The sequence below is a fragment of the Micromonospora sp. CNZ285 genome (assembly GCF_004637285.1).
In genome coordinates this window covers 1325610-1351910 of the sequence record NZ_SPQD01000001.1, presented here as the reverse complement: position 1 = coordinate 1351910, position 26301 = coordinate 1325610, and the positions used below count along the sequence as shown (strand labels likewise).

Sequence of the window (26301 nt, the reverse complement as noted above, 5' to 3'; positions counted from 1 at the left end):
GTCAGAGCGCCACGATCGCGGCGCTCTCCGGCGGCAGTTCCAGTCCGTCGCGCATGACCGTGACGCCCTCGGAGGTGGCGAGCAGCACCCGGCGTACCACCCCGGGCAGGTTGATCCGCTGTGCCCGGCCCGCCAGGTTCGCCACCACGAGCGTCTCGCCGCGCCGCATCACCAGGAACCGGTCGCCGTGGCGGACGTCGACCCGGTCCAGCCGGGGGTCGGACAGGTCGGCCCGGGAGCGGCGCAACGCGATCAGCCGCCGGTAGAGGTCGTACGTCTCGCGGTGGTCCGGCTTGTCCAGCTCGGCCCAGTCCAGCCGGGACCGCAGGAACGTCTGCGGGTCCTGCGGGTCGGGTACGTCGTCGGTGGCCCAGCCGTGGTCGGCGAACTCGCGCCTGCGGCCGGTGGCGACCGCCGCGGCGAGTTCCGGCTCGGGGTGGCTGGTGAAGAACTGCCACGGCGTGGAGGCCGCCCACTCCTCCCCCATGAACAGCATCGGCGTGAACGGCGCGGTCATCAGCAGCGTGGCGCCGACGCGCAGCAGGCCGGGCGACAGGGTGGCGGAGATCCGGTCGCCGGTGGCCCGGTTGCCGATCTGGTCGTGGTTCTGCAGGTACGCCACGAAGCGGTGGCCGGGGGTGCGCTGCCTGTCGACCGGGCGGCCGTGGCTGCGGCCCCGGAAGCTGGACCAGGTGCCGGCGTGGAAGAACCCGCCGGTCAGCACGTCGGTGAGGCATTCCAGGGAGCCGAAGTCGCCGTAGTAGCCCTGCCGCTCGCCGGTGAGCAGCGTGTGCAGCGCGTGGTGGGCGTCGTCGTTCCACTGGGCGTGCAGGCCGTACCCGCCCGCCTCACGGGGCGTGATCAGGCGCGGGTCGTTGAGGTCGCTCTCGGCGATCAGCGACAGCGGCCGCCCGAGGTGCGTGGACAGCGCCTCCACCTCGGCGGCGACCTCCTCCAGCCAGTGCACCGCCCGGCCGTCCGGCATGGCGTGCACGGCGTCCAGCCGCAGCCCGTCGACGTGGTAGTCGCGCAGCCAGCCCAGCACGCTGTCGGCGATGTAGCGGCGTACCCCGTCGGAGTGCGGGCCGTCCAGGTTGACGGTGCGGCCCCAGGTGTTGCTCTGCTCGGTGAGGTACGGCGCGAACCGCGGCGCGTAGGCCCCGGAGGGCCCGAAATGGTTGTAGACGACGTCGAGGATCACCCCCAGGCCCTTGGCGTGGGCGGCGTCGACGAACCGTTTCAGCCCGTCCGGGCCGCCGTACGGCTCGTGCGGGGCGTACCAGCAGACGCCGTCGTAGCCCCAGTTGTACTCGCCGTTGAACGCGTTGACGGGCAGCAGTTCGACCATGTCGACGCCGAGGTCGACCAGGTGGTCGAGCTTCGCGATCGCCCCGTCGAACGTGCCCTCCGGGGTGAACGTGCCGACGTGCAGCTCGTACAGCACGCTGCCGGGTAGTTGCCGGCCGGTCCAGGCGGCGTCGGACCAGGCGAACGCGGCGTGGTCGTAGAGCCGGCTGGGCCCGTGCACCCCGGCCGGCTGCCAGGCCGAGCGGGGGTCGGGCAACGCCTGGTCGTCGTCGTCGAGCAGGAACGCGTAGTCGGTGCCCGGCCCGGCGTCGGGCACCTCGACCCGCCACCAGCCGTCCGGCCCCTGACGCATCGCGTGGTCGGCGGTGCCGGGCAGGCGCAGCCGAACCCGCGCGGCCTCGGGCGCCCACACGGTGAACTCGGTCATGCGGCGGCCTCCACAGAGTCGGTGGGTGCGAGGAGGGCGACGGGATAGGTGCTCAGCAGATCATCCAGGAGCAGCTCAGAACCACTGTAGACCCGCCCGGTGAACAAGTCTGTGCACTGATGAACGGGAAGTGACACCGTCGTGTCCCGCCAGCCGCCGGAGCGGGCCAGCCGCAGCGGCAGCCGGGTCGCCACCGCGACCGCGCCACCCCTGTCGAAGGCCACCGCGTGCGCGGCGGCCGGGCCGCGCGCCGGCACCGGCCGGTAGCCGCCGAACAGGTCCGGGCGGTCGCGGCGCAGCCGCAGCGTCCGGGACACCACGAGCAGTTTGGCCGCGCCGTCGTCGGCCACCGCGGGCCGCCGGCCGGCGTCGAGCCGGGCCAGCATGTCCCGGCGTACGGCGAAGTCGACAGGCCGCCTGTTGTCCGGGTCGACGAGCGAGTTCTCCCACAGCTCGGTGCCCTGGTAGACGTCGGGCACACCGGGCATGGCGAGCTGCACCAGCTTCTGCCCGAGCGCGTTCGACCAGCCGGGCGGCGTGATCTCGGCGGCGAACGCGGTGATCTGGGCGTGCAGTTCCGGGTCGTCGTACATCCGGTCGACCAGGGCGTGCAGCTCGTGCTCGAAGGCCGGGTCCGGGTCGGCCCAGCTGGTGGTGACCGACGCCTCCCGGGCGGCCTTCTCGGCGTACCCGTGCAGTCGTTCCCGTTCGATCGGCCACGCCCCGACGGCGGTCTGCCAGAGCAGGTGGGCCAGCGCGGGGTCGGCCAGCGGCGCGCGCGACATCCAGTCGGCGACCCGCTCGGCCCAGCGGCCAGGCAGCTCGGACAGCACCGCGAGCCGGGCGCGCACGTCCTCGCCGCGCTTGGTGTCGTGGGTGGAGAGCGCGGTCATGCTCGCCGGCCACCGCACCTGCCGGGTGGCGGCGAACCGGTGCAGCTCGGCCGCTGGTACGCCGAAGTGGGCCGGGCTGCCGCCGACCTCGTTGAGGGCGACGAACCGGCTCCACCTGTAGTACGCGGTGTCCTCCACGCCCTTGGCCATCACCGCGCCGGTGAACTGCGGGAACCGGGCGGCCAGCTCGTGGCCGGGGTCGCGCAGCCGGGCGGTGACCTGATCGAGGACGCCGGTCAGGTCGGGACGGCGGCGACCTGCTTCGCTGCGGGCGGCGGCCAGGTGCCGGGCGCCCTCGGGCGGGTAGCCGCGGTAGACCGGGAAGCAGGCGGCCAGCTCGGCCAGGGCCGCGCGGGCCTGCTCGCCGGGCAGCTCCGGCACCAGCGCGGCCAGCCGGGTCAGTTCGGCGGCGAGCAGCCGGGTGGCGGCCTCCAGCTTGGTGGCGTGCGTCAGGTCCGGCCAGGAGGTGTGCCGCCCGGTCAGCCGGCCGTCGAGCGTGGTGAACTCCGGTTCGGCGTCCGGGTCGACGAACAGCCCGGACACGGCGGCCAGCGCGTCGTAGCCGGTGGTGCCGTCGACCGGCCAGTCCGGCAGGTCCTCGCCGTACTCCAGGATCTTCTCCACCACGAGCCAGCTCGCCGGTGCGGCGGCGCGCAACCGGGCCAGGTAGCCGGCCGGGTCGCGCAGCCCGTCCGGGTGGTCGACGCGGATGCCGTCGACCTCCCCGGCGTCGACCCAGCGCAGGATCTCCGCGTGGGTGGCGTCGAAGACCCCCGGGTCCTCCACCCGCAGGCCGGCCAGGTCGGACACGGCGAAGAACCGGCGGTACGTCAGCTCGGCGTCGCCGCGCCGCCAGTTCACCAGTTCGTAGTGCTGCCGGTCGTGCACCTGGCGGGGCGTGCCGTCGCCGGTGCCGTCGGCGACCGGGAAGCGGTGCTCGTGGTAGCGCAGCTCCCCGTCGACGAGCTTCAGGTCGTCGAGCGCGTCGGCGGTGTCGGCGAGCACCGGCAGCAGCAGCCGACCGCGGTCCCAGTCGATGTCGAACCAGCGCGCGTACGCCGATTCGCGTCCCCGCCGCAGCACGTCCCACCAGGCCGGGTTGGCCTCGGGCCGGGCCACCCCGGCGTGGTTGGGCACGATGTCCACGACCAGGCCCAGCCCGGCGGCGCGTAGCGCCCGGACCAGCCGCGCGCGGGCGGCCTCGCCGCCGAGTTGCGGGTTGACCGCGCGGTGGTCGACCACGTCGTAGCCGTGCGTGGAGCCGGGGGTGGCGGTGAGCAGGGGCGCGGTGTAGAGGTGGGTGACGCCGAGCGCGGCGAGGTAGCCCGCCAGCTCGGCCGTGGCGTCCAGGTCGAAGCCGGGACGCACCTGGACCCGGTAGGTCGAGCGGGGGGTGTCGGGCATCGGTCAGGCCGTCCTCTCCAGGACCAGCAGCGAACGGTCCGGCACGCAGACCGTGCCGCCCGCCTCGACGAGCATCGTCTTCTCCGGATCGGGTTCCGCGGTGTTGATGACCAGCTCCCACCGGGTGCCGAACTCCTCGCCGGGCAGCGTGAAGTCCAGCGACGCGTCGTGCGCGTTGAACAGCAGCAGGAACGAGCTGTCCCGGTGGCGCTGGCCGTACTGGCCGCGTTCGCCGATGCCGTCGCCGTTGACGAAGAGGGCCACCGAGCGGCCGAAGTCGTTGCCCCAGTCCTCGCCGGTCATCTCCCGGCCGTCCGGGGTGTACCAGGCCAGGTCCGGCAGCCCGGATCCGGCGGCGCGGCCGCCCACCGGCAGGCCGGTGAAGAACCGGCGGCGGCGGAACACCTGGTGCCGGTTGCGGAACTCGGTGAGCCGGCGGACGAAGTCCAGCAGCTCGGTGTCGGCCCGGTCCCAGTCCACCCAGGCCAGCTCGCTGTCCTGGCAGTAGGCGTTGTTGTTGCCGCGCTGGGTGCGGCCCAGTTCGTCGCCGTGGCCGAGCATCGGCACGCCCTGGGACAGGATCAGCGTGGCCAGGAAGTTGCGCCGCTGCCGGGCCCGCAGCGCCAGAACACCAGGGTCGTCGGTCTCCCCCTCGACGCCGCAGTTCCAGGACCGGTTGTGGCTCTCGCCGTCCCGGTTGTCCTCGCCGTTCGCCTCGTTGTGCTTGTCGTTGTAGGACACCAGGTCGGTGAGCGTGAACCCGTCGTGGCAGGTGACGAAGTTGATGCTGTGGAACGGGCGGCGTCCGTCGTCCTGGTAGAGGTCGGCGGAGCCGGAGATGCGGGAGGCGAACTCGGCGAGCGTGGCCGGCTCGCCGCGCCAGAAGTCGCGGACGGTGTCGCGGTATTTTCCGTTCCACTCGGTCCACTGCGGCGGGAAGTTGCCGACCTGGTAGCCGCCGGGGCCGACGTCCCACGGCTCGGCGATGAGTTTCACCCGGCCGACCACCGGGTCCTGCTGCACCACCTCGAAGAACGTGGACAGCCGGTCCACCTCGTAGAACTCGCGGGCGAGCGTGGCCGCCAGGTCGAACCGGAAGCCGTCGACGTGCATCTCGGTGACCCAGTAGCGCAGCGAATCCATGATCAGTTGCAGCGAGTGCGGGCTGCGCACGTTGAGGCTGTTGCCGGTGCCGGTGTAGTCGACGAAGTAGCGCCGGTCGTCCTCGGAGAGCCGGTAGTAGCTGGGGGTGTCGATGCCCTTGAAGCTCAGCGACGGCCCGAGGTGGTTGCCCTCGGCGGTGTGGTTGTAGACCACGTCGAGGATGACCTCGATGCCGGCGGCGTGCAGCGCCTTGACCATGCCCCGGAACTCCTGCACCTGCTGGCCGAGGCGGCCCAGCGCGGAGTAACCGTGGTGCGGGGCGAAGAAGCCGATGGTGTTGTAGCCCCAGTAGTTGCGCAGCCCCAGGTCGGCCAGGCGGTGGTCGTGCACGAACTCGTGCACCGGCATCAGCTCCACCGCCGTCACGCCGAGCCGCTTGAAGTGCTCGATCATCACCGGTGAGGCGATCGCCGCGTACGTGCCGCGCAGTTCCTCCGGGATGCCCGGGTGGCGCATGGTCAGGCCCCGCACGTGCGCCTCGTAGATCACCGAATGGTGGTACGGGGTGCGCGGCGGCCGGTCGTTGCCCCAGTCGAAGTACGGGTTCACCACCACCGACTTCGGCATGTACGGCGCCGAGTCGGCGGTGTTCATCCGGTCCGGGTCGCCGCCGACCTCGTAGTCGTAGACCGACGGATCCCAGGTGATCTCCCCGTCGACTGCCTTCGCGTACGGGTCGAGCAGCAGCTTGTGCGGATTGCAGCGCAGCCCCTCGGCCGGATTCCAGGGCCCGTGCACGCGATAGCCGTAGCGCTGGCCGGGCTCGACACCGGGGATGTAGGCGTGCCAGACGTACGCGTCGACCTCGCGCAGCTCCACCCGCCGCTCGGTGCCGATGTCCCACTCGTCGAACAGGCACAGCTCGATCTTCTCCGCCACCTCGGAGAAGATCGCGAAGTTGGTGCCCATCCCGTCGTACGTGGCGCCGAGGGGGTAGCTCTCGCCCGGCCAGACCTGCATGTCGCTCCTTCGGCCCATGATCGTGAGCGCACCGGACAGGGGGAGCCGCCGATGCGCACGCCGGTGATGCCCAGTCGTACCCGCCGTCAATCCACCCGTTCGGACCGTAACCGAATCCGCCCTCGTGCGAACGGATAGACGTTCGGGTGTCATCCGTCACGATCGCCCTTTTCGAGATGCGGACCGGCGGCAGATGGACTTTCCTGGATCCGGGCCCACGCGCGCGCGGGCCCGCCCGGCCGTTCGGCCACCCCTCACCACCGCTCGACGCCGCCACCGAAGCCGGCGTGCCTCACCATGCATGGACGGAGATCCCCGTGACCACTCTGCGGGTCGGCGCTCAGCCCGCCACCGCGACGGACCGGCTCCACCGGCCCACCCTCACCTCCCGCCCGGCGCCCCCGTCGCCGGCCGGGTCCGCGCCCCGGACCCGGCGCATCCTGATGCTGTCGTGGGAGTACCCGCCGGTGCTCGTCGGCGGGCTCGGCCGCCACGTGCACGCGCTGTCCGTCGCCTTGGCCGCCGCCGGGCACGAGGTCACAGTCGTCACCCGCCACGCCGAGGGCGCTCCCCTGGAGGAGTACGCCGACGGCGTCCGCATCGTCCGCGCCGCCGAGGACCCGGTCACCTTCCCGCTCGCCACCGGCTCCCTGCTCGCCTGGACGATGGCGTTCAACCACACCCTCACCCGGGCCGCGCTGCGCGCCGCCTCCGCCGGCTCGTACGACGTCATCCACGCCCACGACTGGCTCGTCGCGCACACCGCGATGACGCTGCGCGAGCACCTGGACGTGCCGCTGGTCAGCACCATCCACGCCACCGAGGCCGGCCGGCACCAGGGCTGGCTGCCCGAGGAGATGAACCGCACCATCCACGGCGTCGAGCACTGGCTCGCCGGCGAGTCCGGGCGCGTGATCGTCTGCTCCGGTTACATGCGCGACGAGGTGGGCGCGCTGTTCGGCGTGGACGCCACGCGCGTCGACGTGGTCCCCAACGGCGTCGAGCCGCACCGCTGGCGGGTGCCCGCGTCGGCGGTCGCCGCCGCCCGGGCCCGGTTCGCCGCCGACGGCCCGCTGGTCACGTTCGCCGGCCGCCTGGTGTACGAGAAGGGCGTGCAGCACCTGCTGGCCGGGCTGCCCCGGCTGCGCGACCGGCACCCCCGGGCTGCGCGCGGTGATCGTCGGCGACGGGCCGTACAAGGCGGACCTGGAGGCCGAGGTGCACCGCCTCGGGCTGGGTGCCACTGTGAGCATGCCCGGGTTCCTCGGCGGCACCGACCTGCCCGCCGTGATGGCCGCCTCGGACTGTTTCGCGGTGCCGAGCATCTACGAGCCGTTCGGCATGGTGGCGCTGGAGGGGGCCGCCGCGGGCGCGCCGCTCGCTGTGGCCCGTACCGGTGGGCTGGCCGAGATCGTGGAGCCGGGCGTCACCGGGATGACGTTCGCCCCGCACGACCCGGACGGCCTCGCCGAGGCGGTGCACGCGCTGCTGTCCGACCGGGACCGGGCGCGTGCGCTCGCCCGGCGGGCCCGCACGATGGTGCACGAGCAGTACGGCTGGGCGGCCATCGCGTCCCGTACGGCCGCCGCGTACGCCGCCGCCATCACCGGCGACCCGGCCTTCACCGCCGCCCGCGCCCAGCACCGCATGGCACACGGCCACCCCGCGCCGCGCGTCCCCGAGGGCAACCTCCTCACCGCGGCCGGCCTCCGCTAACCCTCCCCCGGCCCTTCTCCCCTACCCCCGCCCCGCCCTCGCCCCCGCGATCTTGCACTTTGTGCCCCCAGGAGGGCCGCAATGCCCGCAATGCCGGGGCACCGAGTGCAAGATCAACGGAAGCGAGGGCGGGACGAGTGCGCGGGCGGGGTGGGGCGGGGGCGCGTACGGGAAAGGCCGCCGGCCTCCGGACGGAGGCGGCGGCCTTTCGCCGGGGTCGCGTCAGCGCTGCTCGGCGGGGACGTAGTCCCGCTCGGTGGCGCCGGTGTAGATCTGCCGCGGCCGACCGATCTTGGTCTCCGGGTCGTTGATCATCTCGCGCCACTGCGCGATCCAGCCGGGCAGCCGGCCGAGCGCGAACAGCACCGTGAACATCTTCGTCGGGAAACCCATGGCCTTGTAGATCAGGCCGGTGTAGAAGTCCACGTTCGGGTAGAGCCGCCGGGACACGAAGAAGTCGTCGGCGAGCGCGATCTCCTCGAGCTGCACCGCGAGGTCCAGCAGCGGGTCCGGCTTGGCCATCCGGCCGAGCACGTCCTGGGCGGCCTTCTTCACGATGGCGGCGCGCGGGTCGTAGTTCTTGTAGACCCGGTGCCCGAAGCCCATCAGCTTCACGCCGTCCTGCTTGTCCTTCACCTTCTGCACGAAGGAGCGGACGTCGCCACCGTCGGCCTGGATCTTCTGGAGCATCTCCAGCACGGCCTGGTTGGCGCCGCCGTGCAGCGGGCCGAACAGCGCGTTCACACCGGCCGAGACCGAGGCGAACAGGTTGGCGTTGCTGGAGCCGACCAGCCGCACGGTCGAGGTGGAGCAGTTTTGCTCGTGGTCGGCGTGCAGGATGAACAGCATGTCCAGCACCCGGGCGACGACCGGGTCGACCTCGTACGGCTCGGCCGGCACGCCGAAGGTCATCCGCAGGAAGTTCTCGACGTAGCCCAGCGAGTTGTCCGGGTACAGCAGCGGCTGCCCGATCGACTTCTTGTACGCGTACGAGGCGATGGTGGGGACCTTCGCCATCAGCCGCACCGTGGACATCTCCACGTGCTCGGAGTCGAACGGGTCCAGGCTGTCCTGGTAGAAGGTCGAGATGGCGCTGACGGCCGAGGAGAGCACGGCCATCGGGTGCGCGTCGCGGGGGAAGCCGTCGAAGAAGCGGCGCATCTCCTCGTGCAGCAGCGAGTGCCGCCGGATCCGCTCGCTGAACTCGGTGAGCTGCGTCTGGGACGGCAGCTCGCCGTAGATCAGCAGGTAGGAGACCTCCAGGAAGGAGGACTTCTCGGCCAGCTGGTCGATCGGGTAACCCCGGTACCGCAGGATGCCGGCATCACCGTCGATGTAGGTGATGGCGGACGAGCAGGACGCGGTGTTCACGAAACCGGGGTCGTACGTGGTCATCCCGGTTTCCTTGAGCAGCTTGCTCACCCCGATCCCGGCGGGGCCCTCAACCGCGGACTGCACCGGCATCGACAGCTGCCCACCGGGGTGGTCGAGCTTGACTTCCGTCATCTGTTCCTCGCTTCGCCGGCAAGATCTTCGTTGAATTGCCTTCGCTTCTACCGTAATCACGGCGCGGAGAACACCGCTCGTCATGGTTTGAGGGTGAGGTGTGCGTCACCTGTTTCCCGGCCAGCCGGTCCGGAAACCGGATGGGAGCGCGGCCATGGGGACGTTCGGGAGGTCCGTCACGACAGCGTGAGCCGCCGCAGCGTCCCGTCGTCGCCGACCCGGTAGAGGTCGAGCCGGTTGGCTCCGGCGGCGAACAGACGGTCGTCGGCGAGCAGCGCGGCGAACCGCCGTCCACCGGCGTCCGGCGGCACCACGGGCACCACCGCGCCGACGGTGCCGTTGACCGCCACGGCGAGCCGGGTGCCGTCGGGCACGCCGTCCGGCACGGTGCCCCAGACCATCGCGGGCAGCCCGCCGCCGGCCGGGTCGACCGCGTCGAACGCGTCCCGGTTCGCCACCGTGGCGGTCCCGCCGACCGGCACGTCACCGGCCCGGGTGCCGACGAGCGGGTCGACGGGAAGCGGCGGGAGAGGGGCGGGCACACCGCCGTTGATGGTGACCGGCTGGCCGGGGCGGTCGTAGAAGCGTTTGTCGGCCCGCTCGCGCGGGGCGGCCTTCGCCGACCGGCCGTCCATCCGCCAGGGCACCCGCATGTGCGTCTCGTCGGCGATCGTGGGCAGCAGGTCGACGTGCTCCCAGTTGCGGTCGTCCACCCGCCCGGCGCGCTGGCCGGGTTCCTTGACGAACATCGGCACCCAGGCCACCTCGTTCGCGGCGTGGTCGATGGCGTCCATCCCCCGGCCCTGCCAGTCCCGGCGGAAGCTGACGCCGTGGTCGGCGGTGAGCACCACCAGCGCCTTGTCGTAGAGGCCGGTGGCGCGCAGCGTCCGCAGCGTCTCGCCGATCAGCCGGTCGGTGTAGCCGAGCTGGGCCAGATGCCGGGCGCGGGCCAGGTCGACCCAGCCGGCACCGTCGTTCGGCAGGTCCTCCGGCGCCGCGTAGTGCGCCCCGGACGGCAGGTACGCCCACGGCGAGTGCGGCATCAGCAGGTGCAGGAAGTGCAGCGTGGGCCGGGTGTCGGGGCGCAGCCCGGCGAGGAACGAGGTGAACCGGGCCGGCTGGTTGTCGTCGAGGGTGTCCCAGCGGAACTTCGGGTCGTCAGGCACCGGCTCGGCGGCGTCCAGCCCGGCCTCGGCGGCGGTCCGCTCGCGGTAGGAGTCCTCCGGGTCGATCCGGCTGTCCACCGGCGCGGCGATCCGCCCGAGCAGCCTGCCGCTCTCCCGGACCAGCACGTCGAGCCCCTGTTCCGGGGTGGTGGCCTGCTCGCAGCGGCTCGGTGGGCAGAGCCGGGTGATGCTCTCCTCGGCCTTGATCCGGTAGAGGCCGCCGAGCGCGGTGAACAGGTTGTCCGGGTACTGCGAGTAGTGCGGCGCCACCCCCCGCTCCGGGTAGCGCCCGGTGAGCATCGCGGGCAGCGCGTAGGGCGTCCAGCCGCTGACGCCGGTGGCGTTGCGGTACCACGTCGACCCGCCGGCCAGTGCCGCGAAGTTCGGGTAGCGCTCGGCGTCGATCCGGCCGTCCGGGCCGAGCAGGGAGACGAGCGGCAGCTCGTCCAGCACGATCATGACCACCGGCGGGTGTGCGCCCGCGCCGGCCACACCGGCCGCGCCGCCCTCGCCGCGCGGCAGCACCACCGCCGAGGCGGGCGAGGCGAACAGGAACAGCCCGACGAACACCAGCGGCCCGGCGGCGGCGACCCGCAGCACCCGCCGGGGCGCCCGCCACCGCCGGTGTGCGGCCGCACCGGCGGCTCCGGCCACACCGGCGGCGACGAGCAGGGGTACGCCCCGAAGCGGCGTGACGTGCCGGCCGACCTGGACCGCCAGCGCGGCGAGCAGCAGGCCCACGAACGCGGTGTGCACGGCGGCCCGGGTGAGGCGCCCGGCGGGCAGCGCGAGTGCGCCGAGCAGCGCGAGCGGCATCGTCGGCGCGAGCGCGATCAGGGCGACAAGCAGCAGCACGTCGGCCCGGGAGGCGCGGTGGAACAGGAAGAAGTCGGGGCTGCGGCCGAGCACGTCGAGCAGCGGCTGGGTGACGACCAGCCCGACCAGCGCCACCACCTCGGCCAGCCGGGCCGCCTCGGCCCGCCACCACTGCCGGCGTTCCCGCCGGACCGGGACGGCGGCGTGGTCCCGGGGTGGCGCGAGGGTGTCCTCAGCCACCCACCACCACCTGGTAGAGCGTGCGGGTGCCGGACGGCAGCTCGGTCCGGGCGACCACCCGGCCCCGGCGGCCCAGTAGCGCCTCGAAGACGTCCCGCCGGTAGTCCGGGAACAGTCCGTCGGGCTTGTTCGCCAGCAGCCGGCGGGCCATCGGGTCGTCCGGGTGGACGAACTCCACCACCAGGCTGCCGCCGGTGGCGGTGAGCGCGGTGAGCTGGTCGAGCACATCGGGCAACGGCACGTTGCGCCCGATCGCCAGGTGGTGCACCACAGCCAGGGCCAGGACGGTGTCCGCGCGGGCCCGGTCGGCGAACGCGGCCCGCTCGACGCCGCGCCAGCCGCCGCCCGGGGACGGGTCCGCCAGGTCCATCACCAGCGGCAGGATCCGTGTCTCGCCCTCGTCGCGCAGCGCGCGGTAGAGCGTGTCGACGACCGCCGGATCCTGCTCGACGGCGACCACGTGCGCGGCGTGCCGGGCGGCGATGCGGGCGTACCGGCCGTCGTTGGCGCCCAGGTCCAGCGCCGAGCCGCCACCGACGGCGGCCACCGCCCGGTCGACGAACTCCTCCTTGGCCTGCCGGTCCGGCACCGAGTACGCGCAGGTGCGCTGGTAGTCCGACCAGTGGCTGTCGCCGGGCCGGTGGTCGAGGCGGCGGACCAGCTTCGTCAGTCCGCGTACCGTGGCCAGCGCCAGCTCGCGGGAGAACCCGGCGGCGCGCAACTGAGCGCGGACGTCGGTGGTGCTCGCGGCGGAGTTGCGGGCCTGCATGGCACCGTGCAGGTGCACGTGGGTGGGCACGCCGGCCCGCCAGCGCCGGGTGCCGCCGAACAGCCGGCGCATCTGGTCCGGTTCGACGCCGTCGACGCGGGCGCGCAGGAACGGCTGGAAGTCCAGCCCGAGGTGGGCCTGGATGAGCAGCGGGTAGAGCAGCGTCTGGCAGAACTGCCGGTAGCCGGCCCAGGGTTCGCCGTCGCGCAGTGCCTCGAACGAGCCGACGTCGATGAAGACCGGCCGGGCGCCGCGCCACTGCACGTTGTACGCCGAGCCGTCCTTGGTGGTGAAGCCGGCTTCCAGGGCGGCGCGCAGCACGTCCAGGTGCAGCAGCGCGGCGTCGCGCAGCATGGCGGACGACCACTCGTAGGGGTGCGAGACGAACGGGATCCGCTCGTGCCGCAGCACCGTGGTCCAGGGCGCGTCGACAGGGGTCGGGGTCAGTTCCTCGGTGCCGACGATCTGCCCGGTGCTGGTGGCCTGGCGGAAGAAGTCGGTGACGGACAGCGCTCGCCAGTCCCGGGCGGAGCGCTCGTCGAGTCCGCGCAGCACCTCCTCGCCGCGGTGGAACACCCGGTTGCCGGGGTCGCGGAAGGAGCCGGGCTCGACGCGGACGCCGGTGTCGGGGATCGTCACGCCGCCGGGCCCTGGTCGGAGGGCTGACGCCGGAACCGGGACACCAGGCGGCGCCAGTAGAGCTTGGCGGCCACCGCCACCCCGGCCACCCCGCCGACCACCGCCTGCACGATGAGACTGCCGGATCCCGCGTCCAGGTAGGCCAGATGCGTCACGGCTGCTTTTCCTTCCCTCGCCGGTCATCGGAGCACGCCCGGAATGCGAGCTTTATTGCTCGAAGCCGGACTTGTCCCTCACCGTAACGTCTCGGCGTCCGGGTGCGCGGCCACACCGGCCACTCGTCCCCCGTCCGATCCGTTCAAGACGGGCCGGCCCGGTCGCGCCTACGGTGGCCGCATGACACCGCAGTTCGATCTGGTCGGGGCCGTGGTCACCGACATGGCCCGCACGCTCGACTTCTACCGGCGGCTGGGGCTGCCGATCCCGGCCGGCGCCGAGACCGAGGGGCACGTCGAGGTCACCCTGCCGAACGGGGTACGGCTGGCCTGGGACACGGTCGAGGTGATCCGCAGTTTCCATCCCGAGTTCGACCCGTCCGGCGGCAACAACCGGATGAGCCTGGCCTTCCGGTGCGCCGATCCGGCCGAGGTGGACCGCTGGTACGCCGAGCTGACCGGCGCCGGGTACCACGGCGAGATGCCGCCGTGGGACGCGTTCTGGGGGCAGCGGTACGCGGTCCTGCACGACCCGGACGGCAACGGCGTGGACCTGTTCGCCCCGCTGCCCGCGGCCGAGTAGACGCGAGCCGGTTCGCGGGCCGCTTCCGGGCCGGTCAGCTCGCCTGCGGGCGGCTCCGGGCCGGGGCGAGCAGCCGGGTCGGCGGCACCCCGGCCAGCTCCCGCACCTCGCGGGTCAGGTGGGCCTGGTCGGCGTACCCGCTGCGCACCGCCACCTCGGCGAGCGGCGCACCGGCGCGGGCCAGGTCCAGCGCGCGGCGCATCCGCAGGATGCGGGCCAGCGTCTTCGGGCCGTACCCGAACAGGGCCCGGCTGCGGCGGTGCAGGGCGCGCGGGCCGAGGCCGACCTCGGCGGCGGTCGCGGCGACGGTGGCCCCGGCGGCCAGGCGGGCGGCGACATGCGCGCCGATCGGGTCGGCGCCGCCGGCCGCGCGCAGCCGGTCGCGGGCGACCCGGGTGAGCACCCCGGCAGCCTCGTTGCCCGGCGCGGCCAGCGCCGCCTCGACCCGCTCGGTCACCTCGGCGGCGGCGCTGCCCCACAGGTCGGCGAGCGGTACGCGGCGGTCCCGCAGCTCCTCGGCCGGCACTCCGAACACGGCCGGGCCGGTTCCCGGCGGCAGGCGCAGCCCGATCCACAGGTCCCCCGGCGCCGAACGCGACAGGTGCGCGGTGCGGTCCGGACCCGCCACCAGCAGCCCGGACCGGCTGGACCAGAGCAGGTCGAGGCACCCGTCCGGCAGCACCCGCGTCTCACTCCCACCGGAGACGCTGCTCCACAGCACCCCGCCCGGAACCCCCGCCACCTTCCACTCCCGGTACACGCCCCCACCCTCCCACCCTCCCCGTCGATCATGAAGTTGACGGTGCCGTGGCCCGGCGTGTCGCACCGCCAACCTCATGATCGACGGGGTGGGGTCAGGGGTGGTGGGGGTCAGGGGCGGTGGTGCATGGCCAGGCGGAGCAGGAGGAAGCGCAGGGCGGTGGCGGCCAGGTTGGCGGTTATCAGGACGGTCAGCTCCAACGCGCGGTTCGGGGTGGTGGTGGCGTGCAGCGCGGCCAGGGAGCCGCTGGTCAGGGCCAGGCCGAGCGCGAACGCGAGCAGCCCCTGGAGGTGGTGCCGGCCGGCGTGCCGGCGCCCGCTGACGCCGAACGTGAGCCGCCGGTTGGCCGCCGTGTTCGCCACCGCGGTGAGCAGCAGCGCCAGCAGATTCGCCGGTTGCGCCCCGAGCGGGCCGCGGGCCAGCAGGAACAACAGCAGGTACGCGAGCGTGCTCGCCACGCCCACCGCGGCGAACCGGGCGAGCTGGCGCGGCAACCCGACCGGCACCCGCGCCGGCGGGGCCGGCAGCGGCCCCCGGCCGAGCTGGGCGCGCAGCTGCGCCAGCGGCAGCGCCCCGGTCACCAGCGCCCGGCCCAGCCGCCCGATGCCGCGCAGGTCGGCCAGCGCGGTGGCGACGATGTCGACCCGGCTGTCCGGGTCGTCCACCCAGTCCACCGGCACCTCGTGGATGCGCAGCCCGGCCCGCTGCGCCAGGACCAGCAGCTCGGTGTCGAAGAACCAGCCGGTGTCGCGTACCAGCGGCAGCAGTTCGGCGGCCACGTCGGCGCGGATCGCCTTGAACCCGCACTGGGCGTCGGAGAAACGCGCCGCGAGCGCACCCCGCAGCAGCAGGTTGTAACCGCGCGAGATGACCTCCCGCTTGGCGCCCCGGACAACCCGGCTGGTGCGGGCCAGCCGGGTGCCGATGGCCAGGTCCGAGTGCCCGGAGATGAGCGGCGCGACAAGCGGCAGCAGCGCGGCCAGGTCGGTGGACAGGTCCACGTCCATGTACGCGAGCACCGGCGCCCGCGAGGCCGACCAGGCGGCCCGCAACGCCCGCCCGCGGCCCTTCTCGTCCAGGCGCAGCACCCCCACCTCGGGCAGCTCGCCGGCGAGGGCGCGGGCCACCGCCGGGGTGCCGTCCACGCTGGCGTTGTCGGCCACCGTGATCCGGAACGGGTACGGGAAGTGCGCGGTCAGGTGCGCGTGCAGCCGCCGGACGCAGGGCCCGAGGTCGGCCTCCTCGTTGTAGACCGGAACCACCACGTCGAGCACCGCGCTGCCGGCGGCGGGCCGGGCCTGCACGGCGGCCCGGGGCGCGTACGTGTCGGTCATCGCTCAGCCCTGCTTTCCGCTGCTCAGGTCGTACACGGTCACGCCGTCGACGGTGGTCGCGGTGAAGGTCTCCGCGACCCACGCGGCGATCTCGGCCGAGGCGTTGCTGCCGCCGTTGGCCCGGAACCCGCCGCCACCGAGGAAGTAGTGGATCCGCCCGTCGGCGACGTACCGCTGGAACTGGGCGAGCGTCGGCGACGGGTCACTGCCGTTGAACCCGCCGATCGGCATGACCGGCCGGCCGGTCGCCAGCTGGTAGCCGGAGGCGTTGTTCGAGCCGACCGTCGCGGCGACCCAGGTGTAGTCGTCGGCGCCGGCGGTGAGCAGCGCGGTCATCTCGGCGCTCGGCTCGCGGGCGTCGAGCAGCCCGCCCATGCCCCCGCCGCGCTGCCCCCGCCCTTCCTGCCCGGTCCCGCTGTCCTGCCCGGGGAAGCCGCCCAGACCCGGGATGCCACCCGGCGCGGTGCCGCCGTCCTGCCCGGTGCCGGGCGCGCCCGGGGCCGAACCACCGCCAGGGAATCCGGGGAACCCACCGGCGTTCGCCCCGCCGTCCCGGCCGGTGCCGTCCGGGCCGGAGCCGTCGGAACCCGTGCCGTCCGAGCCGGTGCCGTTCGGGCCGCCCGGGAAGCTCGGGAACTGCCCGTTCCTACCGCCCGGACCACCGGGGAACTGCCCGTTCCCGCTGCCCGGCGTCCGCCCGCCCGGTCCACCGGGACCGCCGAAGCCACCCGCTCCGGCCGGCCCGGCGCTCGGGATCGAGCCGCTGTGCGGCGTGGCAGCGGTCTGCATCGCGTACGCGGCCGGCCCGGCCAGCGCCACCGCGATCCCGGCGACGGACACCACCGGCACGACCCACCGCACAACCCGCCCGGCAAACCCGGCCCCGGGCCCCGCCGCCACCCCCGTCTCCGAGTTGACCAAGGAGTTCGCGTCACTTTGAACGCCGTTCCCGGACACGAACTCCTTGATCACCGCCGAGGTGGCCAGGAGGGCTGCGGTGGTCAGGCCCACGGCCAGGACCGTGGGGCGCAGCGAGGGGTGCCAGTCGGGGGTGCGGCCGAGCAGGTGCCAGGACCACCAGGCGGTGACCGCCAGCGTGCCGGCCAGGACCAGCGTGGCGGCTAGCCGGTGCCACCGGACCGGCGCGGAGCGGGCGCGCCAGAGCAGGGTGGTCCCGATGCCGACCAGCGCGCCGACCGCCGGGGCCAGGGCGACCGTGTAGTACGCGTGGAAGATCCCGGACATGAAGCTGAAGATCAGGCCGGTGACCAGCAGCCAGCCGCCCCACAGCAGCAGACCGGCCCGGGTGCGGTCGGTACGCGGTGCCCGCCCGGCCAGCCACAGCCCGGCGACCAGCAGGATCAGCGCGGCGGGCAGCAGCCAGGAGATCTGCCCGCCGACCTCGGTGTCGAACATCCGCAGGAGACCGGTCTGACCGGAGAACGGCCCGCCGCCTCCCCCACCGGGCCGGCCGCCACCGCCGCCGACGCTGCCCACCTCGTCGCCGGTGATGCGGCCCAGGCCGTTGTAGCCGAGCGTCAGCTCCAGGATGCTGTTGTTCTGCGAGCCGCCGATGTACGGGCGGGCGCTCGCCGGCACCAGCTCGACGATCGCCACCCACCAGCCGGCGGAGACGACCACGGCCAGGCCGGCGAGCAGCAGTTGGCGGATCCGCCGTCCGAGGCCGGTCGGCGCGGCCAGCAGGTAGACCCCGGCGAAGACCGGGATCACCAGGAACGCCTGGAGCATCTTGGTGAGGAAGCCGAAGCCGACGAGCACGCCGGTCAGCGCGATCCACCGGGTGCTCGCCGTCTCGACCGCGCGCACCGTGGCGTACGCGGCGGCGACGAGCAGGAACACCAGCAGCGCGTCCGGGTTGTTGAACCGGAACATCAGCGTCGCCACCGGGGTGAGCGCGAGCACCGCGCCGGCGAGCAGTCCGGCGGCCGGGCCGTACCAGCGGCAGACCGTCGCGTACAGCACGCCGACGGAGGCGACGCCGAGCAGCGCCTGCGGCACGAGGATCGACCAGCCGCTCAGGCCGAAGACGCGCACCGAGAGCGCCATCAGCCACAGCGAGGCGGGGGTCTTGTCCACCGTGATCGAATTGGCCGCGTCGGACGAGCCGTAGAAGAACGCCGTCCAGCTCTGCGACCCGGCCTGCACGGCGGCCGAGTAGAACGCGTTGGCCCAGCCGGAGGCGCCCAGACCCCACACGTAGAGCAGCGCTGTGGCGGCCAGCAGGCCGAGCAGCGCCGGCCGGGCCCAGCGCGGTTCGCGGTCCGCGCGGGTCTCCAGGGGTACGGGCACAGGGGCCGGCGGGGCGGTCGGCAGGCTCTCGGTTCGGTTCATGCCGGCAAGACTCGGCGGGCCCGCTGGCCCGCTCCCGTGAACGGCCTATGCGTCGGCTGTGGATCCCGGCAGCCAGACCGTGAACGCGGTGTGACCGGGCCGGCTGACCACGTCGACCCGGCCGTGGTGTGCCTCCACCACGGCGGCGACGATGGCCAGTCCCAGTCCGGTGCTGCCCTGCGCGCGGGAGCGGGAGGTGTCGCCGCGGGCGAACCGCTCGAAGACCTCCGGCTGCAACTGCTCCGGGATGCCCGGTCCGTCGTCGGTGACGCGGAGTTCGACGCCGTCGGGCGCGGGCGCGAGCCGGACCGTGACGGTGGTGCCGGCCGGGGTGTGCACCCGCGCGTTCGCCAGCAGGTTCGCCAGCACCTGGTGCAGCCGGTGGGCGTCGCCGGTGACGGTGAGCGGCTCGTCGGGCAGGTCGAGTTGCCAGCGGTGGCCGGGTCCGGCGACGTGCGCGTCGCTGACCGCGTTCACGGCCATGGCGGTCAGGTCGACCGGTTCGGCGGCGAGCGGGCGGCCGGAGTCCAGCCGGGCCAGCAGCAGCAGGTCGTCGACGAGGCTGGTCATCCGGGTGCTCTCCGACTCGACCCGGCGCAGCGCGTGCGCCACGTCGGGCGGCACCTCTTGGCGGCCCCGGCGGGCCACCTCGGCGTACCCGCGGATGGCGGCCAGGGGGGTGCGCAGCTCGTGGCTGGCGTCGGCGACGAACTGGCGTACCCGGGTCTCGCTGGCCTGCCGGGCGGCGAGCGCGGCGGCGACGTGGCCGAGCATCCGGTTGAGCGCGCCGCCGACCTGACCGACCTCGGTGCGGGGGTCGGTGTCGGCGGCCGGCACCCGCACGGACAGGGCGACCTCGCCGCGGTCGAGCGGCAGTTCGGTGACCCGGGCGGCGGTGGCGGCGACGCGGTTGAGCGGGCGCAGCGTGACCCGGACGATGAGCAGACCGAGGGCGCCGGCGATGACCAGGCCGGCGCCGATCACCCCGGCCTGGGCGACGAGCATCCACATGACGGTGTCGTCCACCTGGGCCAGCGGGATCGCGAGGACCAGCACGTCGCCGTCGCCGCGCGGCGAGGGCAGCGCGACCGCGCGGTAGTCCCCCCGGTCGCCGACGACGACGGTGTGCGGGCGGTCGTCCCGGGGTACGCCGGTCAGCGCGGTGAGGTCCGCGGCGGGCAGTGCCTCGCTGCTGCCGCTCTCCGCGCGCACCCGGCCGACGGGTTCGGCGGAGGCGGGGACCCGGACCGAGATCGAGCCGGGCGGGAAGCCGTTCGGCGGGTCGGGCGCGACCTCGTCGTCGTCCGGTGGGAGGGGCCGCTGGTCCGGGCGCGGCGGGTCGACGCCGCGGCGGGCCCAGCGTTCGAAGTCGGCGGGCCGCCGGTCGCCGAAGGTGAGCTGGTTGTCGATCTGGTCGATCAGGAAGTGCCGCAGCGCCACTGTGGTCAGGCCGCCGATGCCGAGGCTGACCAGCGCGAGCAGCGCCACCACGGAGAGCACGAGCCGGCGGCGCAGCGACCAGCCGGCCAGGCGGCGGCGCAGCCGGCCCCGGCTGTCACTCGGCGGGCTTGAGGACATAACCCGCCCCGCGCAATGTGTGGATCATGGGCGCGCGGCCCGCGTCGATCTTCTTGCGCAGGTACGAGATGTACAGCTCGACCACGTTGGCCTGGCCGCCGAAGTCGTAGTTCCACACCCGGTCGAGGATCTGCGCCTTGCTGAGCACCCGGCGCGGGTTGCGCATGAGGTAGCGCAGCAGCTCGAACTCGGTGGCGGTGAGCGTGATCAGGTCGTCGCCGCGGCGTACCTCGTGGCTGTCCTCGTCGAGGGTGAGGTCGCCGACGGTGAGCACCGCCTCCTGGCGGGCGGCGACCGCGAAGCCGGAGCGGCGCAGCAGCGCACGCAGCCGGGCGATCACCTCCTCCAGGCTGAACGGCTTGGTGACGTAGTCGTCGCCGCCGACGGTGAGCCCGGCGACGCGTTCCTCCACGGCGTCGCGGGCGGTGAGGAACAGCACCGGCACGCTCGGCGACTGCTCGCGCAGGCGGCGCAGCACCTGGAAGCCGTCCAGGTCGGGCAGCATCACGTCGAGCACCACGGCGTCCGGGCGGAACTGACGGGCGGTGGTGACCGCCGCCATGCCGCTGCCGGCGGTGGCTACCTGCCAGCCCTCGTACCGCAGGGCCATCGAGAGCAGGTCGGTGAGCGTCGGCTCGTCGTCGACGACGAGCACCCGCACCGGTTCGCCGTCCGGTCGGCGCAGCTCGATGCGACCCTGCGCGGACTGCGCGTTCATGACCATGCCCCCATCGTGGGCGGACCCGCTGTCGCCGGGCTGTCCCGATCCTGTGTACCAGCTGTGCGCGCCGTTCGGCGGCGATCCGGGCAGGTGCGGCCGGGTCTTCCGCACCGGGGCTACCCGGTGGTAACTTCCCGGCATGTCCATCGATGGTCGTGTTTCCGGCCGGTTGGCCGGCAAGGTGGTGCTGGTGACCGGCGCGGCCCGGGGCATCGGCGAGCACACCGCCCGCCTCGCCGCGGCCCGCGGCGCCCGGTTGTCCCTCGTCGGACTGGAACCAGACCGGCTCGCCGCGCTCGCCGCCGAGCTGGGCCCGGGGCACGCCTGGTTCGCCGCCGACGTCACCGACCAGAACGCCCTCGCGTCGGCGGTGGACGGGACACTGGCGACGCTGGGCGGGATCGACGCGGTGGTGGCGAACGCCGGGGTGGCCAACCGCGGCACGATCGCCGTCGGCGACGTCGAGGCGCTGGTGCGTACCGTCGAGGTCAACCTGATCGGGGTGATGCGCACCGCGGCGGCGACCGTGCCCGCGCTCGTCGACCGGGGCGGCTACCTGCTGATCGTCTCCTCGGCCGCGGCGTTCGCCGCGCTGCCCGGCATGGCCGCCTACTGCGCGTCCAAGGCCGGCGTCGAACAGTTCGGCAACGCGATCCGCCTCGAACTGGCGCACCGGGGCGTGGCGGTCGGCACCGCCCATCCGTCCTGGGTGGACACCGACCTGGTCCGCGAGGCGCGCGCCGACCTGCCGGCCTTCGAGACGGCGCTGGCGAAGCTGCCGTGGCCGCTGCGGCGCACCACCACGGTGGCCGAGTGCGCCGAGGCGTTCGTCCGGGCGATCGAGCGCCGCAGCCGCCGGGTGTACGTGCCGCGCGCCGTGGCCGGCGTGCAGGCGATGCGATCGGTGCTGGTCAGCCCGCTGGCCGACCGGTTGGTGGGTCGCACCGCCCGGGCCACCGTCCCGCTGATCGAGGAGCAGTCCCGGGCGCTGGGCCGGGGCTTCGGCGCCAGCACGCCGCAGGGGCGGCCGTGACCGCGCCGGTGGAGGTCGTCTACGAGCGGCGGGGCGCCGGGCCCACGCTGGTGCTGCTGCACGGCATCGGTCACCACTGGGCCGCCTGGCGGCCGGTGATGGACCGCCTCGCCGAGGCGCACGACGTGATCGCCGTCGACCTGCCGGGCTTCGGCCGCTCCCCGTTGCCCGCCGCCGGGCTGCCCGCCGACATGCCCGGGCTGGCCGCGGCCATGGTCGAGCTGTTCGGCGCGTTCGGACTGGACCGCCCGCACGTCGCGGGCAACAGCCTCGGCGGCGCGATCGCGCTGGAACTGGCCGCGCTCGGCGCCGTCTCCTCGGCCACCGCGCTGTCGCCGGCCGGGTTCTGCACCGCGCGCGAGCTGCGCTGGGCGCTGGCAGTGCTCTCCCTGCACCGCAACGCGGCCCGGCTGCCCGAACCGGTGCTGCGCCGCCTGTTCGCCGCACCCGCGCTGCGGATGCTGGCGATGGGCATGATCCTGGCCCGGCCCAACCGGATGGCCCTCGACGACGCGCTCGCCGACGCCCGCGCGCTGCGCCAGGCCCGGGCGTTCCGCGCCGTCGCCCGCGCCGGGCGGGGGTACGCCTACGCGGGCGCGCCGACGGTGCCGGTGACCGTCGCGTGGGGTACGCGGGACCGGATCCTGCCGTACCGGCAGGCGGCGCTGGCACGTACCCGGCTGCCCGGCGCCCGGCACCTGGACCTGCCCGGCTGCGGGCACGTGCCGATGCACGACGACCCCGAGCTGGTCGCCTCGGTCATCCTCGGCACCACCGGCGTCCGGCCGGCCTGACGCCTCGCCTGCGGCCGCTGCGGAGTCTCACTCGGTCGCACCGAACGGGAACGTGTGCACGTACCGCATCGTCCAGCCACCGGGTGACGCGTGGTCGTCGCGCTCGTAGAGGTGGTCGGCCACCCCCTCGGCCGGCTCCTCCGGATGACGCAGCACCCACCGGGGCGGCGGCACGCCGTCCGGCCCGGCGGGCAGCTCCCGGGTCAGCTCGTCGGCCGGTCCGCCGACGAACCGCACGCGCACCACGGCCACCGCTGCCCTCCGTCCGTCGACGCCCTCGCCGCGAAGCTACCCCGCCGGGGTGCGTACCCTCTGCGGTTTGCACAGCTCCGGGGCCGGGTAGCGGGACCGGAGGGCACCGGACGAGGCGAGGAGTGGCGATGAGGACGCTGGGCGGGCGGTACGAGCTCGAACAGCGGGCCGGCCTGGGTGGCATGTCGGAGGTGTGGCGCGCGCACGACCGCGTGCTGGACCGGACCGTCGCGGTGAAGCTCATCTCGCCCGCGCTCGACGGCGACGCCGGCTCGGTCGAACGCATCCGGGACGAGGCGCGTTCGGCGGCTCGGCTGGTGCACCCGAACGTGGCGAGCGTGCACGACTTCGGCACCGCGACGCTGCCGGACGGGCGGCCGGTGCCGTACATCGTGATGGAGCTGGCCGAGGGCGAGACGCTCGCCGCGCACCTGCGCAGCGGGCCGCTGGACTGGCGGATCGCGGTGCGGGTCTGCGCCGAGGTGTGCGCCGCGCTCGCCGCCGCGCACGCGCACGGCATCGTGCACCGGGACGTGAAGCCCGCGAACGTGATCCTCACCCCGTGCGGGGTGAAGGTGCTCGACTTCGGCATCGCCACCCCGGCCGGCGCACCGGACCGCACTCCGGACGGCGTCGTGGTGGGCACCCCGGCGTACCTGGCGCCGGAACAGCTCGACCGGCAGCCCGCCACCCCGGCCGCCGACATGTACGCCCTCGGCGTGCTGCTGTACTACTGCCTCACCGGCGAGCTGCCGTACGAGGCCGGCAGCACCACCCAGCTGCTCGGGTCGCGCCGCCGCCGGCCACCACGCCCGCTGCCCGAGGTGCCCGGCCTGCCGGGCGAGGTGGCGGAGCTGTGCCGGAGCTGCCTCGACGCCGACCCGTGCGCCCGGCCGACCAGCCCGATGGCGGCGCTGCTGCTGGCCGAGGCGGTGGACGCCCGGGTCTACGTGCCGATGACCGCGACGCTGCCCCGGCAACGCGCACCGCAGGTGTCGCCGTGGACCAGCCGGGCCGCCGCCGAGGCCACCGAGGCGATGGCAGTCGACGCCGCGACCAGCGGCCGGGTCGGCTGAGCGCTCCTACTGCCCGCCCGGGCACGGTTTCGCCGCTGCGGGTCCGGGAACGCGGTCCGGTGAGTGACGGGAGGAACGCGATGCCGGATCCGAGTTCCTGGCTGGCCGAGACGGCCACGGCGACCGCGGCGGGCGGTCACGTACGCACCGACGACGGCGGGCTCTCCTCCGCCCTGGCGTCCCCGCTGGCGCCGCACTGCACCGGCCTGACGCCGGAACAGCTCCTGGCCGCGGCGTTCGCCTCCTGCCTGCACCACGCGGCGGTGGAGGCGGCCGGGGAGATCACCGACGAGGCGCACACCGTGCAGGTGACCGCCGAGGCGAAACTGGGCCGCGACGACGACGGCCGTTACCGGGCCGACGTGCACGCCGAGATCTCCTCGGCGGGACTGACCCGGGATCAGCTGGCCGATCTGGTCGCGTACGCGGACCGGCTGTGGCCGTTCTCCAGCGGCGACCCGAGCCGGCACCGGCTCACCGTGACCCCGGCGGAGAACGGCCGGCACTGAGCGTTCACCAGCGGAAGCCGGCCGTCACCGCGCGGTGGTCGCTGTCCGGGGTGCGCAGCACCCCGGCGGTGGTCGGCGTGAGTCCCCGGTAGAGGACGTGGTCCGGGCGGGTGACGGGTAGCTCCGCCGGCCAGGTGAAGCCGAATCCCTGCCCGGCCTCGGCCTGCGCGTCGCCGAGCAGGCGGGTCAGCGGGTCGAAGACCCGGTCGGTGGTGGCGGTGTTCAGGTCGCCGAGCACCACCAGCCGGTCGGCCGGGTCGGCGCGCACGGCGTCGGCCAGCGCGGCGACGGTCTGGTCCCGGGTGGCGGTGTGCCCGGCCCGCGCGGAGCCGAGGTGGGCCACGTACACGGTCAGGTCGCCCCGGGGCGCGGCCACGACGGCCCGCAGCGCGCGGTCCCAGCCCAGCCCGGTGTCCACGCCGTGCGCCTCGCGGATCGGCCACCGGCTCCACAGCGCGACTGTCGACACGACCGCCCGGTGCGGGTAGCGCTCGGCCAGTACCGGCGCCACCCGGCCGCCGTCGGCGACCTCCTGGAGCCCGATCAGGTCCGGGGCGTCGCCGGTGAGCGCGCCGACGGTGGCGGCCGGGTCGGGGTTGCTCACGCGCAGGTTCTGGCTGACCACCCGGACCGTGGCGCCGTCCGCGCCGGCGGCCGGGGGCAGCCAGGCGCGTCCGTACAGCCCGGCCCAGATCAGGGCCGGCAGCAGCACCGCCAGCAGCGCGGGCCGGGAGCGGCGCAGCAGCGCCGCCAGCGCGAGCAGCGGTACGGCGATCCCGAGCAGCGGGGTGACGCTGTCCATCAGGCTGCCCAGGCCGTGGACGTTGGGCACCAGCCGGTGCCCGGCGAGCAGCAGCGCGAGCAGCACGGCGCAGACGACGACGAGCGTGCCGCGCCGGCTGCGGGGGCCGCTCGGGCGCTCGTCGACCATCCGCTCCGTCACCGTGGGAATCGTATCGAGCGCCCGGGCCGCCGCGCGGCGGCCTCGCCATGATCCACAGGGCTCGGGCGCGGAGCGTCCGATCGCGAGGTGTCGATCCCGGCGGGTCGGTGGGCCGCCGCCGTGCGCAAGCCGTCCGACCAGGGCACCCTCCGCCGAACGGAGGAACCGGGGGTACGCCGCCGCCGACCCGGCCCGGCGCCCGTTTCGCACCGCCGAAACCGACATAGGCGTTCTTCCGGGTACGCGACGTTGGCGGTTTTCATGATCCGGCACCCCTAATGCGGCCCGCGAATCCGGCAGATTGTGGCGCATGCCACCAATCACCCCGATGGCAAAAGCCCTGGAGCTTTCTAGCCTCGGCGGGTGCATCCCGACGACTCCGATCATCAGCCGCTGCCCGCCAACCGCCCGGTTCGCCGAACGATTGACCCGGCATCAGCCGAACGGAGAGTGGGGCGTCATCGCGCCCCGGAACCGCCGCGACGCGGCCCGGCCCGGACCGTACCCGGCCGGATCGCGGTGGCCACCGGCGTCACCTGCTGCCTCGGCCTGATCGGCGTGGCAGGCGTCGGCGAGAACGGCCCGGCGCACCTGGAGGTACGCGAGGCCGTCGCCGACCGGGCCGCCGCCGACCAGCGCGCCTCCCGCGACTTCACCCGGATCGCGCCGCCCGCCGCCGCGGCCCTGCCGCCGCCCGCCCCCACGCCCAGCGCCACCCCGGCGACGAAGAAGCCGCCGCGCAAGCCCGTGCCGCCCAAGCGCCCCCGGCCGGTCGCCGGCCTGGACCAGCGGCAGATGGACAACGCCAAGGCCATCGTCGACGCGGGGCGGGAGATGAAGATGCCCCGCCGGGCGCTGGTCGTGGCCGTCGCCACCGCCATGCAGGAGAGCGACCTCTACAACCTGGCCAGCGACGTGCTCCCGGAGTCGTTCGACCACCCGCACCAGGGCAGCGGTTCCGACCACGACTCGGTCGGGCTGTTCCAGCAGCGGCCCAGCAGCGGCTGGGGCACCGTCGCCCAGCTCATGCGGCCGGCGTACGCCGCCCGGGCCTTCTACGCCGCGCTGCGCGAGGTGCCCGGCTGGGAGGACATGAGCGTCACCGCCGCGGCCCAGGCGGTGCAGGTGTCCGCCTACCCCGATGCGTACGCCCGGCACGAGAAGCGCGCCACGACCGTGGTGGCGGCGCTGGTCTGACCGGCG

20 protein-coding genes and 1 pseudogene are annotated in these 26301 nt (G+C 74.3%); 7 read left to right on the top strand and 14 right to left on the bottom strand.

Features of this window, described 5'->3' with window-relative positions; all coding sequences use genetic code 11:
* Position 1: 1 nt before the first annotated feature.
* From treZ to glgX, 3 genes are read right to left on the bottom strand one after another with little or no spacing between them, the layout of a single operon-like run.
* Positions 2-1735, bottom strand: a complete 1734-nt coding sequence (gene treZ / locus CLT75_RS06040; protein WP_135239882.1) for a malto-oligosyltrehalose trehalohydrolase — start codon at positions 1733-1735, stop codon at positions 2-4.
* Positions 1732-4032, bottom strand: coding sequence for a malto-oligosyltrehalose synthase (treY, locus tag CLT75_RS06035; RefSeq protein WP_135239881.1), 2301 nt, complete (start codon positions 4030-4032; stop codon positions 1732-1734). Before treY ends, treZ begins: the two co-directional genes overlap by 4 nt.
* A gap of 3 nt (positions 4033-4035) precedes the next feature.
* Positions 4036-6156: a glycogen debranching protein GlgX gene (glgX, locus tag CLT75_RS06030; protein ID WP_135239880.1), complete on the bottom strand. Its 2121-nt coding sequence runs from the start codon at positions 6154-6156 to the stop codon at positions 4036-4038.
* 317 nt (positions 6157-6473) lie between these two features.
* Here glgX and CLT75_RS06025 point away from each other — a divergent pair.
* Positions 6474-7872: pseudogene (locus CLT75_RS06025) on the top strand (glycosyltransferase family 4 protein).
* A gap of 222 nt (positions 7873-8094) precedes the next feature.
* Here CLT75_RS06025 and CLT75_RS06020 read toward each other — a convergent pair.
* The 4 genes from CLT75_RS06020 to CLT75_RS32555 all read right to left on the bottom strand — a co-directional run bounded on the left by CLT75_RS06020 (position 8095) and on the right by CLT75_RS32555 (position 13163).
* Entirely contained in the window at positions 8095-9378 is a 1284-nt protein-coding gene (locus tag CLT75_RS06020) for a citrate synthase (protein WP_135239879.1), read from the bottom strand.
* Between the two features lie 176 nt (positions 9379-9554).
* Positions 9555-11600, bottom strand: coding sequence for a sulfatase-like hydrolase/transferase (locus CLT75_RS06015; RefSeq protein WP_135239878.1), 2046 nt, complete (start codon positions 11598-11600; stop codon positions 9555-9557).
* Positions 11593-13008 (bottom strand): methyltransferase domain-containing protein, encoded by a 1416-nt coding sequence (locus tag CLT75_RS06010; protein ID WP_135239877.1) that lies wholly within the window; start codon positions 13006-13008, stop codon positions 11593-11595. The genes CLT75_RS06015 and CLT75_RS06010 overlap by 8 nt, the downstream gene beginning before the upstream one ends.
* On the bottom strand, positions 13005-13163 hold the full coding sequence (locus CLT75_RS32555) for a hypothetical protein (protein WP_013286005.1): 159 nt from the start codon (positions 13161-13163) through the stop codon (positions 13005-13007). The genes CLT75_RS06010 and CLT75_RS32555 overlap by 4 nt, the downstream gene beginning before the upstream one ends.
* A 181-nt stretch (positions 13164-13344) precedes the next feature.
* On the opposite strand from CLT75_RS32555, the gene CLT75_RS06005 reads away from it, so the two are divergent.
* On the top strand, positions 13345-13746 hold the full coding sequence (locus CLT75_RS06005; RefSeq protein WP_135239876.1) for a VOC family protein: 402 nt from the start codon (positions 13345-13347) through the stop codon (positions 13744-13746).
* 34 nt (positions 13747-13780) lie between these two features.
* On the opposite strand, the gene CLT75_RS06000 is transcribed toward CLT75_RS06005, so the two are convergent.
* The 5 genes from CLT75_RS06000 to CLT75_RS05980 form a co-directional block, all read right to left on the bottom strand.
* A complete protein-coding gene (locus CLT75_RS06000) occupies positions 13781-14506 on the bottom strand; it encodes a helix-turn-helix transcriptional regulator (RefSeq protein ID WP_135239875.1) in 726 nt (241 codons plus the stop codon).
* A gap of 110 nt (positions 14507-14616) precedes the next feature.
* Positions 14617-15840, bottom strand: coding sequence for a dolichyl-phosphate beta-glucosyltransferase (locus tag CLT75_RS05995; protein WP_135239874.1), 1224 nt, complete (start codon positions 15838-15840; stop codon positions 14617-14619).
* Between the two features lie 3 nt (positions 15841-15843).
* The gene (locus tag CLT75_RS05990; protein WP_135239873.1) at positions 15844-18192 is read right to left on the bottom strand and encodes a glycosyltransferase family 39 protein; all 2349 of its coding nucleotides are present in this window, start codon (positions 18190-18192) and stop codon (positions 15844-15846) included.
* Between the two features lie 45 nt (positions 18193-18237).
* Positions 18238-19770 carry a sensor histidine kinase gene (locus CLT75_RS05985; RefSeq protein ID WP_135239872.1) on the bottom strand — a complete coding sequence of 511 codons (1533 nt, stop codon included), beginning with the start codon at positions 19768-19770 and terminating at the stop codon, positions 18238-18240.
* A complete protein-coding gene (locus CLT75_RS05980; RefSeq protein ID WP_374667421.1) occupies positions 19748-20494 on the bottom strand; it encodes a response regulator transcription factor in 747 nt (248 codons plus the stop codon). Before CLT75_RS05980 ends, CLT75_RS05985 begins: the two co-directional genes overlap by 23 nt.
* Positions 20495-20630: 136 nt before the next feature.
* Here CLT75_RS05980 and CLT75_RS05975 point away from each other — a divergent pair, with 136 nt between their 5' ends.
* Positions 20631-21524: an SDR family oxidoreductase gene (locus CLT75_RS05975; RefSeq protein WP_135239871.1), complete on the top strand. Its 894-nt coding sequence runs from the start codon at positions 20631-20633 to the stop codon at positions 21522-21524.
* A complete protein-coding gene (locus CLT75_RS05970) occupies positions 21521-22318 on the top strand; it encodes an alpha/beta fold hydrolase (protein WP_135239870.1) in 798 nt (265 codons plus the stop codon). The genes CLT75_RS05975 and CLT75_RS05970 overlap by 4 nt, the downstream gene beginning before the upstream one ends.
* A 27-nt stretch (positions 22319-22345) precedes the next feature.
* Here CLT75_RS05970 and CLT75_RS05965 read toward each other — a convergent pair whose 3' ends face one another.
* Complete coding sequence (locus CLT75_RS05965) at positions 22346-22570, bottom strand: hypothetical protein (RefSeq protein ID WP_120570161.1); 225 nt, start codon at positions 22568-22570, stop codon at positions 22346-22348.
* Positions 22571-22698: 128 nt separating this feature from the next.
* Here CLT75_RS05965 and CLT75_RS05960 point away from each other — a divergent pair, with 128 nt between their 5' ends.
* Complete coding sequence (locus tag CLT75_RS05960) at positions 22699-23646, top strand: serine/threonine-protein kinase (protein ID WP_135239869.1); 948 nt, start codon at positions 22699-22701, stop codon at positions 23644-23646.
* A gap of 80 nt (positions 23647-23726) precedes the next feature.
* Positions 23727-24155, top strand: a complete 429-nt coding sequence (locus tag CLT75_RS05955) for an OsmC family protein (protein ID WP_013285994.1) — start codon at positions 23727-23729, stop codon at positions 24153-24155.
* 4 nt (positions 24156-24159) lie between these two features.
* Here CLT75_RS05955 and CLT75_RS05950 read toward each other — a convergent pair whose 3' ends face one another.
* On the bottom strand, positions 24160-25098 hold the full coding sequence (locus CLT75_RS05950; RefSeq protein ID WP_486485070.1) for an endonuclease/exonuclease/phosphatase family protein: 939 nt from the start codon (positions 25096-25098) through the stop codon (positions 24160-24162).
* A gap of 363 nt (positions 25099-25461) precedes the next feature.
* Here CLT75_RS05950 and CLT75_RS05945 point away from each other — a divergent pair, with 363 nt between their 5' ends.
* The gene (locus CLT75_RS05945) at positions 25462-26295 is read left to right on the top strand and encodes a hypothetical protein (protein ID WP_209310276.1); all 834 of its coding nucleotides are present in this window, start codon (positions 25462-25464) and stop codon (positions 26293-26295) included.
* The last annotated feature ends 6 nt before the right edge of the window (positions 26296-26301 follow it).

What these genes read in the sequence shown, in the direction of transcription:
- treZ (WP_135239882.1), bottom strand. Translation starts at nt 1,735, where the DNA reads ATGACCGAGTTCACCGTGTGGGCGCCCGAGGCCGCGCGGGTTCGGCTG.
- treY (WP_135239881.1), bottom strand. Translation starts at nt 4,032, where the DNA reads ATGCCCGACACCCCCCGCTCGACCTACCGGGTCCAGGTGCGTCCCGGC.
- glgX (WP_135239880.1), bottom strand. Translation starts at nt 6,156, where the DNA reads ATGCAGGTCTGGCCGGGCGAGAGCTACCCCCTCGGCGCCACGTACGAC.
- CLT75_RS06020 (WP_135239879.1), bottom strand. Translation starts at nt 9,378, where the DNA reads ATGACGGAAGTCAAGCTCGACCACCCCGGTGGGCAGCTGTCGATGCCG.
- CLT75_RS06005 (WP_135239876.1), top strand. Translation starts at nt 13,345, where the DNA reads ATGACACCGCAGTTCGATCTGGTCGGGGCCGTGGTCACCGACATGGCC.
- CLT75_RS05995 (WP_135239874.1), bottom strand. Translation starts at nt 15,840, where the DNA reads ATGACCGACACGTACGCGCCCCGGGCCGCCGTGCAGGCCCGGCCCGCC.
- CLT75_RS05990 (WP_135239873.1), bottom strand. Translation starts at nt 18,192, where the DNA reads ATGAACCGAACCGAGAGCCTGCCGACCGCCCCGCCGGCCCCTGTGCCC.
- CLT75_RS05985 (WP_135239872.1), bottom strand. Translation starts at nt 19,770, where the DNA reads ATGTCCTCAAGCCCGCCGAGTGACAGCCGGGGCCGGCTGCGCCGCCGC.
- CLT75_RS05980 (WP_374667421.1), bottom strand. Translation starts at nt 20,494, where the DNA reads ATGGTCATGAACGCGCAGTCCGCGCAGGGTCGCATCGAGCTGCGCCGA.
- CLT75_RS05975 (WP_135239871.1), top strand. Translation starts at nt 20,631, where the DNA reads ATGTCCATCGATGGTCGTGTTTCCGGCCGGTTGGCCGGCAAGGTGGTG.
- CLT75_RS05960 (WP_135239869.1), top strand. Translation starts at nt 22,699, where the DNA reads ATGAGGACGCTGGGCGGGCGGTACGAGCTCGAACAGCGGGCCGGCCTG.
- CLT75_RS05955 (WP_013285994.1), top strand. Translation starts at nt 23,727, where the DNA reads ATGCCGGATCCGAGTTCCTGGCTGGCCGAGACGGCCACGGCGACCGCG.